The organism is Streptomyces panaciradicis (genome assembly GCF_023516615.1).
GTDB classification, from domain to species: Bacteria; Actinomycetota; Actinomycetes; order Streptomycetales; family Streptomycetaceae; genus Streptomyces; species Streptomyces panaciradicis.
In genome coordinates this window covers 1-9,116 of the sequence record NZ_JAMGBF010000181.1, presented here as the reverse complement: position 1 = coordinate 9,116, position 9,116 = coordinate 1, and the positions used below count along the sequence as shown (strand labels likewise).

The 9,116-nt window shown below is 72.7% G+C and carries 9 protein-coding genes; 7 read left to right on the top strand and 2 right to left on the bottom strand.

What is annotated here, in order from left to right; genetic code table 11:
* From M8J74_RS38860 to M8J74_RS38840, 5 genes are all read left to right on the top strand, one after another.
* Complete coding sequence (locus M8J74_RS38860; protein WP_249840948.1) at positions 1-1,119, top strand: EfeM/EfeO family lipoprotein; 1,119 nt, start codon at positions 1-3, stop codon at positions 1,117-1,119.
* Positions 1,116-2,336 carry an iron uptake transporter deferrochelatase/peroxidase subunit gene (efeB, locus tag M8J74_RS38855; RefSeq protein ID WP_249840947.1) on the top strand — a complete coding sequence of 407 codons (1,221 nt, stop codon included), beginning with the start codon at positions 1,116-1,118 and terminating at the stop codon, positions 2,334-2,336. Before M8J74_RS38860 ends, efeB begins: the two co-directional genes overlap by 4 nt.
* A 210-nt stretch (positions 2,337-2,546) precedes the next feature.
* Positions 2,547-4,424, top strand: a complete 1,878-nt coding sequence (locus M8J74_RS38850) for a phospholipase C (RefSeq protein ID WP_249840946.1) — start codon at positions 2,547-2,549, stop codon at positions 4,422-4,424.
* A gap of 172 nt (positions 4,425-4,596) precedes the next feature.
* On the top strand, positions 4,597-5,082 hold the full coding sequence (locus tag M8J74_RS38845) for a cation:proton antiporter regulatory subunit (RefSeq protein WP_249840945.1): 486 nt from the start codon (positions 4,597-4,599) through the stop codon (positions 5,080-5,082).
* Between the two features lie 3 nt (positions 5,083-5,085).
* Positions 5,086-6,324: a cation:proton antiporter gene (locus M8J74_RS38840; protein WP_249840944.1), complete on the top strand. Its 1,239-nt coding sequence runs from the start codon at positions 5,086-5,088 to the stop codon at positions 6,322-6,324.
* Positions 6,325-6,357: 33 nt separating this feature from the next.
* Here M8J74_RS38840 and M8J74_RS38835 read toward each other — a convergent pair whose 3' ends face one another.
* Entirely contained in the window at positions 6,358-6,798 is a 441-nt protein-coding gene (locus M8J74_RS38835; RefSeq protein ID WP_249840943.1) for an OsmC family protein, read from the bottom strand.
* A gap of 122 nt (positions 6,799-6,920) precedes the next feature.
* On the opposite strand from M8J74_RS38835, the gene M8J74_RS38830 reads away from it, so the two are divergent.
* Positions 6,921-7,325, top strand: coding sequence for a VOC family protein (locus M8J74_RS38830; RefSeq protein ID WP_249840942.1), 405 nt, complete (start codon positions 6,921-6,923; stop codon positions 7,323-7,325).
* A 68-nt stretch (positions 7,326-7,393) separates the two neighbouring features.
* On the opposite strand, the gene M8J74_RS38825 is transcribed toward M8J74_RS38830, so the two are convergent.
* The gene (locus M8J74_RS38825; RefSeq protein ID WP_249840941.1) at positions 7,394-7,984 is read right to left on the bottom strand and encodes a TetR/AcrR family transcriptional regulator; all 591 of its coding nucleotides are present in this window, start codon (positions 7,982-7,984) and stop codon (positions 7,394-7,396) included.
* A gap of 122 nt (positions 7,985-8,106) precedes the next feature.
* Here M8J74_RS38825 and M8J74_RS38820 point away from each other — a divergent pair, with 122 nt between their 5' ends.
* On the top strand, positions 8,107-8,982 hold the full coding sequence (locus tag M8J74_RS38820) for an NAD(P)-dependent oxidoreductase (RefSeq protein ID WP_249840940.1): 876 nt from the start codon (positions 8,107-8,109) through the stop codon (positions 8,980-8,982).
* Positions 8,983-9,116: the final 134 nt, after the last annotated feature.

Sequence of the window (9,116 nt, the reverse complement as noted above, 5' to 3'; positions counted from 1 at the left end):
GTGGCCCGCGGCTCCGGCGGCCGGCCCGCCGCGGCGACGGCCGACGGGCTGCGGCACACCTCGGTGGAGGTCACGCCCGCCGGCTGCGGGCGCGGCTGGAGCCACCCCGTGGGCGGCCGTCAGGTCTTCGACCTGCACAACACCTCCAGCACGGCCGCCGAGGTCGACCTGACCGACCCGAGGACGGGCGCGGTCTACGGCGAGGTGGAGGGCCTGGCCCCGGGCACCGTCCGCCCGCTGCGGGTGACGCTCGGCAACGGCACGTACGCCTTCAAGTGCCTGCCCGACGACGCCGACGCCGTCACCGGCCCCACCGTGCGCATCACGGGCGCGAAGGCGAGAAGCGGCCCGGCCGCGGTGCCGGTCACCCAGCAGGACCTCATCCCGCCGACCCTCGCCTACCAGAAGTGGATCCAGGCCCGCACCGTCGAACTGGAGCGCAGGACGGACGTGCTGCGGGACGCCGTCCACCGCGGCGACCTCGCGGCGGCGCGCGCGGCCTGGCTGCCCGCGCACCTGGTGTACGAACGGATGGGCGCCGCGTACGGCACCTTCGGGGACGCCGACGGGCAGATCGACGGCACCACCGCCGGGTTGTCCGGGGGCGTCCACGACAAGGACTTCACCGGCTTCCACCGGGTCGAGTACGGCCTGTGGCACGGGGAGTCGGCGCGTTCTCTGCGCGGCCCCGCCGACCGGCTGGCCGAGGCCGTCCACGCGCTGCGCGCCCGCTGGCCCGACGAGCGGATGGACCCGGCGGACGTCGGGCTGCGCGCGCACGAGATCCTGGAGAACACCGTGCAGTTCGAGCTGACCGGCCGCACCGACTACGGCAGCGGCACCAACCTGGCGACGGCCCGCGCCAACCTGGACGGCACCCGGGTGCTCCTCGGACACCTGCGCCCCCTGCTCACCACCCGCGACGACGGCCTGCCCGGCCTCGACTCCTGGCTGGAGCGCACCCAGCGGCTGCTGGACTCCTTCCGGCACGGCGCGCGTTGGACGCCCCTGGCCGGGCTGACCCGCGCCCAGCGCGAGACCGTCGACGCGGACCTGGGCGAACTGGTGGAGCGGCTCGCCGACGTGGCCGCCCTGACCGACGTACGGAGGACCGCGTGAAGCCCGTCAGCAAGGTCGGCCGCCGGGGTTTCCTGACGGGCGCGGCGGCCGTGGCCGGCGCCGGACTCGTGGCCGCCGACCGGGGGGCCGCCTCGGCCACGGCGTCCCAGGAGAGCGGCCGGATCCCCTTCCACGGCCGCCATCAGGCCGGCATCCTCACGCCATCGCAGCGCGCCACGGCGTTCGTCTCCTTCGACGCGACCGCGCGCGACCGCGCCGAACTGCGCGACGCGCTGCGCGCGCTCACCGACCGGGCCCGTTTCCTGGCCACCGGCGGCAGCCCGGACGAGCTGGGCATCACCGGCCCGCCCGCCGACTCGGGCACCCTCGGCCCGGAGGTGCCCGCGGACCGGCTGACCGTCACCGTCGGCGTCGGCGCCTCCCTGTTCGACGACCGTTACGGCCTGACGGCCCGCAGGCCGCGGCGGCTGACGGCCATGCCGTCGTTCCCGGACGACGACCTCGACGCCGACTGGTGCCACGGCGACCTCAGCGTGCAGTTCTGCGCGGACAGTCCGGACACCGTCCTGCACGCGCTGCGCGATGTCGCCCGGCACACCCGGGGCGCTCTGCAGGTGCGATGGCGCATGGACGGTTTCGTCAGCCCGCCGCGCCCGTCCGGCACGCCGCGCAACCACTTCGGTTTCAAGGACGGCATCGCCAACCCGGACGTCACCGACGCGCGGGAGACGGACCGGCTGGTGTGGGTCGGCGCCGCCTCGGGCGAGCCGGACTGGGCGACGGGCGGCAGCTACCAGGTCGTACGGCTGATCCGGATGCTGGTGGAGTTCTGGGACCGGGTCTCGCTCGCCGAGCAGGAGCGGATGTTCGGGCGCGCCCGCGACACCGGCGCCCCGCTGGACGGACGGCACGAGAAGGACGTCCCGCAGTACGCGCAGGACCCCAAGGGCGACGTCATCCCGCTGGACAGCCACATCCGCCGGGCCGACCCCCGCACCGCGGCCAGTGCCGGCCAGCGCATCCTGCGCCGCGGCTACAACTACGACCGGGGCGTGGACGGCAACGGCAACCTCGACATGGGCCTGCTGTTCTGCTGCTACCAGCAGGACCTGGCACGGCAGTTCGAGGCCGTGCAGAAGCGGCTGGCCGGTGAGCCGCTCGTCGACTACGTCTCCCCGTTCGGCGGCGGCTACTTCTTCGCCCTGCCCGGCGTCCGGGACGACTCCGACTGGTACGGGCGCGCGCTGCTGGCCTGATCTCGCGGTTGTGAGTCAAAGGCGTCTCAAGAGACCATGAGGATTTCCTGACCGAACATTCGCGCGCATGTCATTGCCGCTCATCCGACCCGCCGCAACGATTGCCGAAGATCCGACCGTAGTTGCCCCGACCATCGATATCGGGGCGGCGAAACGCAGTGCTCTCGGAAGCATGGTCTCTGAAGCAGTGTCCTCGGAAGGCGAGACAGCATGATCGGTACAGGAAGAACGACAAGTGCCCGGCGCGGCCTGAGCCGTGTGGGCGCCCTGCTGGGCGCGGCGGCGCTGGCGACCGCGGGCGGCGCCGTTCCGGCCACGGCGGCCGCGGCGGGCGGTCACGGCCCCCACACCGCGACACCGATCAAGCACGTGGTGGTGATCTACGACGAGAACATCTCGTTCGACCACTACTTCGCCACCTACCCCAAGGCGGCCAACACCGACGGCACCCCGTTCAAGGCCGCGGGGCACACCCCGAAGGTCGACAACCTGCTCAACGCCGGGCTGCTGAAGAACAACCCGAACCTGTACGCGCCCAAGCGGCTGGCCAGTTCGCAGGCCATGACCTGCGACCAGAACCACTCCTACGGCCCCGAGCAGTACGCGGCCGACAACGGCAAGGCCGACAAGTACGTCGAGAACACCGAGGTCAGCAAGTGCAGCGGCGGGCTGTTCGGTGAACCCGGCCTGGTGATGGACTACTACGACGGCAACACCGTCACGGGTCTGTGGAACTACGCCCAGCACTACGCCCTCAACGACCGCTCCTTCAGCTCGGTCTACGGCCCCTCCACGCCCGGCGCGCTCAACCTGGTCTCCGGCCAGACCCACGGCGTGATCTCCGTCGACCCGGCCTCCGGCACCGAGAACCCGAAGCAGACGGCGACCCCGGACCCGTACACGGTCCTCTCCCCGAACGCCCAGGGTGTCGGCACGCTGGTCAACGACCCCGACCCGGCGTTCGACGACTGCTCCGGCAAGGACCACACCAGCACCAACGCGCTCGCCGCGATGCAGGGCAGGAACATCGGCGACCTGCTCAACGCCAAGCACGTCAGCTGGGGTTGGTTCCAGGGCGGCTTCCGGCCGAGCACCGCGTGGGACGGCCAGAGCGGCCACTACGCGAAGTGCGACACCACGCACACCAACGTCGGCGGCGCCTCGGTCGTCGACTACAGCCCGCACCACTCGCCGTTCGAGTACTACAAGTCGACGTCCAACCCGCACCACCTCGCGCCGAAGAACGTCGCCGAGATCGGGCACGCCGGCCGCGCCAACCACAACTACGACCTGGCCGACTTCGACGCCGCCCTGAAGGCCGGCAACCTGCCCGCCGTCAGCTTCCTCAAGGCCGCCGAGTACCAGGACGGACACGCCGCCTACTCCGACCCGACCGACGAGCAGCACTTCCTGATCAAGGAGATCAACGCGCTGCAGCAGTCGCCGCAGTGGAGGTCGACCGCGGTCGTGGTCGCCTACGACGACTCCGACGGCTGGTACGACCACGTCACCTCCAAGGTCCTCAACGGCTCCAAGGACTCCACCACCGGCTCCAACGGCAAGGCGCTGGACAGCCCGATGTGCCAGTCCGGGCCGGCCGCCGCGGGTGGCTACGCGGACCGCTGCGGGCCGGGCACCCGGCAGCCGCTGCTGGTCATCTCGCCCTACAGCAAGGTGAATTCGGTCGACCACACGGCCACCGAGCAGACGTCGATCACCCAGTTCATCGAGAACAACTGGGGCACCGGCCGCATCGGTGACGCCTCCTTCGACCGGCGGGCGGGCAGCCTGGGCGGCATGTTCGACTTCCGGCACCCCAACGGCAAGCAGGTGCTGCTGAACGCGGACGGCTCGGTGAAGTCCGTGAAGCCGATCCCGCACCACTACACGCAGACGGCCTCGTCCGCGTCCACGCACGCGCCGTACCCGGCGTACGTGCAGGATCTCAAGGCCCAGAACGTGGCCGACGCGAGCTCCGCCTCCCCGGCCCTGCCGATCGCCCTGACCGCCGGCGTCGTCACCGCCGGCGCGCTCGCCACGGGCTTCGCACTGCGCCGCCGTAGGAGCAACGCCTCCGTCGCCGGGTAACTCCCGGACGCGGAAGCACAGGTGAGGGCCCCGGCCGGGCGACGGCCGGGGCCCTCCGCGCTGCCCGGAACCGATGTGACGCGACCCTTCGGTAATGGAAGGGTAAAGGCGGCAGGTTAGGGTAGGTGGGCCGAACGATCACCGCGCTTCCGCCGCCGAAGGGACACCAGACATGGGCGCACCACGCCTGAGCAGCACGCCTCTTCCGGGGATCGGCGTCCGCTACGACATGACGACCCGGGACCGGCAGCCGCTGTCGGTGGTGGCGCACCGCGACGGCGACCGGACGTTCAGCGTCTACCGCAGGGACGACCCCGACGCCTGCGCCCTGTCCGTACGGCTCACCGCGGGAGAGGCGGAAGCCCTCGTCGGCGCGCTGCTGCCCGACCACCACACGCCGAACCTGCTGTCCACCACGGATCTGGGCCTGGTGGCCGAGCGCATCGAGCTGTCGGCCACGTCGTACTGGAACGGCCGGGTCCTCGGCGAGACCCGTATGCGCACCGAGACCGGCGTCTCCGTGGTGGCGGTCCTGCGCAGGGCGGAGGCCATCCCCTCCCCCACGCCCGACTTCCGTCTCGCGGGCGGTGACACGCTCATCGTGATCGGCACCCGCGAGGGCGTGGACGCGGCGGCGACGATACTCGGGCGGGAGTGAGCCGTGCACTCCTCCGCCACCTTCCTGACCGAGTTCGGTTCCATCATCCTCGCCCTCGGGCTGCTCGGGCGCCTGGCCGGGCGGCTGCGGTTCTCCCCCATCCCGCTCTACCTGCTGGCCGGGCTCGCCTTCGGCGAGGGCGGGCTGCTCCCGCTGGGCGCCAGTGAGGACTTCGTCGCCATCGGCGCGGAGATCGGCGTGATCCTCCTGCTGCTCATGCTCGGCCTGGAGTACACGGCCAGCGACCTGGTCTCCAACCTCAAGACCCACTATCCGGCCGGACTCGTGGACGCCGCGCTCAACGCCCTGCCGGGTGCCGCGGCGGCCCTGCTGCTGGGCTGGGGGCCGGTCGCCGCGGTCGTCCTCGCCGGGGTCACCTGGATCTCCTCGTCCGGCGTGATCGCGAAGGTCCTCGGGGACCTGGGCCGGCTCGGCAACCGGGAGACCCCGGTGATCCTGAGCATCCTGGTCCTGGAGGACCTCTCCATGGCCGTCTACCTGCCGATCGTCACGGCCCTGCTGGCCGGGGCGGGCCTTGCCGCCGGCAGCGTCACGCTGGCCGTCGCCCTCGGTGTCGCCGCCCTCGTCCTGGTACTCGCGGTGCGCTACGGCCGCCACATCTCCCGCTTCGTCTCCAGCGACGACCCCGAGAAGCTGCTGCTGGTCGTCCTCGGGCTGACCCTGGTGGTGGCCGGGCTGGCCCAGCAGCTGCAGGTGTCGGCCGCCGTCGGCGCGTTCCTGGTCGGCATCGCCCTGTCGGGCGAGGTCGCCGAGGGCGCGCACGGACTACTGGCCCCGCTGCGGGACCTGTTCGCCGCGGTCTTCTTCGTCTTCTTCGGCCTGCACACCGACCCGGCGAGCATCCCGCCCGTCCTGCTGCCCGCTCTGGCCCTCGCGGTCGTCACCACGCTGACCAAGATCGCCACCGGTTACTGGGCCGCGCGCCGCGCCCATGTGTCGGTCCGGGGCCGCTGGCGGGCCGGCGGCACGCTCGTGGCCCGCGGCGAGTTCTCCATCGTCATCGCCGGGCTCGCCGTCACCTCGGGCATCGAGCCCTCCCTCGGCCCGCTGGCCACGGCCTACGTCCTCATCCTGGTCGTCCTCGGCCCGCTGACCGCCCGTTTCACCGAGCCCGTCGCCACCCGGCTGACCGCCCTGCTCCGCACCCCCGCCGCGGCGCCGCCGGCCGGGACCGCCGAGCAGGACAGGACGGCCGACCAGGACACCGTCGCCCGCCCGTGACCGCCCGGCGCGGCCGTCACCGGACCGACACGTTCAGGGGGTGTCCGTGACCGTCACGGTGACCGGCGTGCCGAGCTCGACGGTGCGGCTGACCGTGCAGAGCCGGTCGTGGGAGGTCTTGACCGCCCGGGGCAGGATGGCCCGGGCCCGGTCCGCGGACGCCCCTTCGGGGAAGGTGACGGAGAAGTCGACCGAGAGGTCGGTCATCCGGTTGCCGGACTCGTCGCTGATCTTGTGGCCGGTCACGGTGACGGTGAACCCGGTCGGCTCGGCATGGCGGGTGGTGGCCACGTCCACGTCGGCCGCGGTGCACCCGCCGATCGCGGCGAGCAGCAGCTCGACCGGGGTGAACTCCGTGCCGCCCGGCTCCCCGGCGGTGCCGAAGTCGATCGTGCCGCCGCGGGCGTTGACGGCGGTGAAGTGGCCTGTTGCGGTGCGCCGTACGGTGACCGAGCGCAGCGTGTCGTCTGTCATGCCACGACAGTAGTGCGGCCCGCGCGGCACGGCGTGCGCACCTCCGCCCGCGTGCCCGTCACAAACGTCCGGCGGCATTCGTCAGCGATGTGTTCCCTACCGACCGAGGAGAGGCCGACACCGTGCTGACCGACATCATGTACGTCACGATCTACGTCACCGACCAGGACCGGGCGCTGACCTTCTACACGGAAGGACTGGGCCTGCACAAGCGCGTCGACCACCGCGCCCCCGAGGGCCGCTTCCTCACCGTGGGCACCCCGGGCAGCCCGGTCGAGATCGTCCTGTGGCCGCACGCCGCGTCCGCGGGGCAGCCCGTGCGGGTGGGGACGGGCATCGCGCCGGGCCCGGTCTTCCTGGAGTCGGACGACCTGCGCAAGGACTTCGAGCTGTTCCGCGAGCGAGGGGTGGCCTTCGACCAGCCCGAGCCCGTGGAATATCCGTTCGGCATCCGGATCGAGGCGGTGGACCCGGACGGCAACCGGATCTCGCTGCGCCAGCGCACCCGGGCGGGCGCCGACGCCTGAGCGGCCGCGCAAGCGGCGGCGACCGGGCGGTCGTACGACAGCGGTGCCGGGCACCGCCGTGCGACCGCTCAGCCGTGCTCGCGCACCGCCGCGTCGAGGAGTGGGCCGAGTTCCCGGGTCACGGTCGTCAGGGCCCGGACGTCGCGTTCGGCGCGGGCGATGAGGATGGCCCCCTCCAGGGCGCTGATCATGAGGGTGGCGAGCGCGCCGGCCCGTTCCTCGGGGACGCCCATGTCGGCGAGCGCCTGGGCCACGGGGGTGGTCCAGGTGGCGAACGCGGCGGCCACGGCCTCCCGGGTGGAGGGCACCGACTCTGCCCAGTCCACCGTCGCGGCCGCGACCGGGCAGCCGGCGGCGAACCCGTCGCAGGCGTACTCGTCGGTCCACTGCCGCACCATCTCGGCGAACAGCCCGCTCGGCGTCGGCTCGTCCAGCGCCGCGAGGAACCGGGCGACGCGCCTGCCCGCGTACCGGCCGGCCCAGCTCACCGCCTCGTTGACCAGCTGCTCCTTGCCGCCGGGGAAGTAGTGCTGCAGCGATCCGCGCGGCGCCTCGGCGTGGGCGGCCACCTCGCGCATCCCGGTGGCGGCGACCCCGTCGCGCCGGATGAGCTGGGCCGCGCTGAAGACCATCCGCTCGCGCGGCCCGCGTTCGGACATCCCCGGCCTCCTCGTATGTGCGCCTCACACCCATCCTATGACCGGCGTCATACAACTCCGCTACCATGACAGCGGTCATAGAGCTATGACCGCTGTCATGGACCGTCGGGTGGTGGTGCGTCGTGTACGTCGGTTTCGTCGGCCTCGGGGTGATGGGGCAGCCCATGGCCCTCAATCTCGCCCGCGCCGGGACGCCCCTCGTCGTCTGGAACCGCACCCCGGCCAGGTGCGAGCCCCTGCGGGCGGCCGGGGCCGAGGTGGCGGCCGGTCCCGCCGAGGTCTTCGAGCGGGCGGGGACGGTGATCCTCATGCTGGCCGACGAGGCCGCCATGGACTCCGTCCTGGGGCGCGGCGGCCCCGACTTCACCGCGCGCGTCACCGGGCACACGATCGTCCACATGGGCACGACCTCGGCGGAGTACTCGGGCGGTCTGCGCGAGGACATCGGCACCGCGGGCGGCCGCTATGTCGAGGCGCCGGTCTCCGGGTCCCGGGTCCCGGCCGAGCGCGGTGAGCTGGTGGGGATGCTGGCGGGCGACGCCGACGCGGTGGCCGCCGTGCGGCCGCTGCTCGCTCCGGTGTGCCGCGAGCTGTTCGACTGCGGGAGCGTGCCCGGCGCGCTGCTGATGAAGTTCTCGGTCAACCTGTTCCTGATCACCATGGTCACCGGCCTGACCGAGGCGTTCCACTTCGCCGACCGGCAGGGACTCGACCGGCGCCTGCTCCGGGACGTCCTGGACGCGGGCCCCATGGCCAGCGCCGTCTCCCGAGTGAAGGGGGCCAAGCTGGTGGACCGGGACTTCACCGTCCAGGCGGGCGCCGCGGACGTGCTGAAGAACAACCGGCTGATCGCGGAGGCCGCGCGCAAGGCGGACCTGGCCTCCCCGCTGCTCGACGTCTGCCACGCCCTGTTCGGCGAGACGGTCGAACAGGGCCACGGCGGGGAGGACATGGTGGCGGTCCTGCGCGCGATCGAGAGGCGAAGCGGGGCGCGGTGAGTTCCCGGCGGCTCGGGGCTCAGCGAGGGCCCGGCCGCCCAGGACTGGGTGAGGGCCCGATCGCTCGGGGCGCGGGGAGTTCCCAGTGGCGCAGGACCCGGTGAGGGCCCGGCCGCCCGGGGCTGGGTGAGGGG

Bases quoted from the DNA above. Each gene is read 5' to 3' on its own strand.
- M8J74_RS38850 (WP_249840946.1), top strand. From the start codon at position 2,547: ATGATCGGTACAGGAAGAACGACAAGTGCCCGGCGCGGCCTGAGCCGT.
- M8J74_RS38845 (WP_249840945.1), top strand. From the start codon at position 4,597: ATGGGCGCACCACGCCTGAGCAGCACGCCTCTTCCGGGGATCGGCGTC.
- M8J74_RS38835 (WP_249840943.1), bottom strand. From the start codon at position 6,798: ATGACAGACGACACGCTGCGCTCGGTCACCGTACGGCGCACCGCAACA.
- M8J74_RS38825 (WP_249840941.1), bottom strand. From the start codon at position 7,984: ATGTCCGAACGCGGGCCGCGCGAGCGGATGGTCTTCAGCGCGGCCCAG.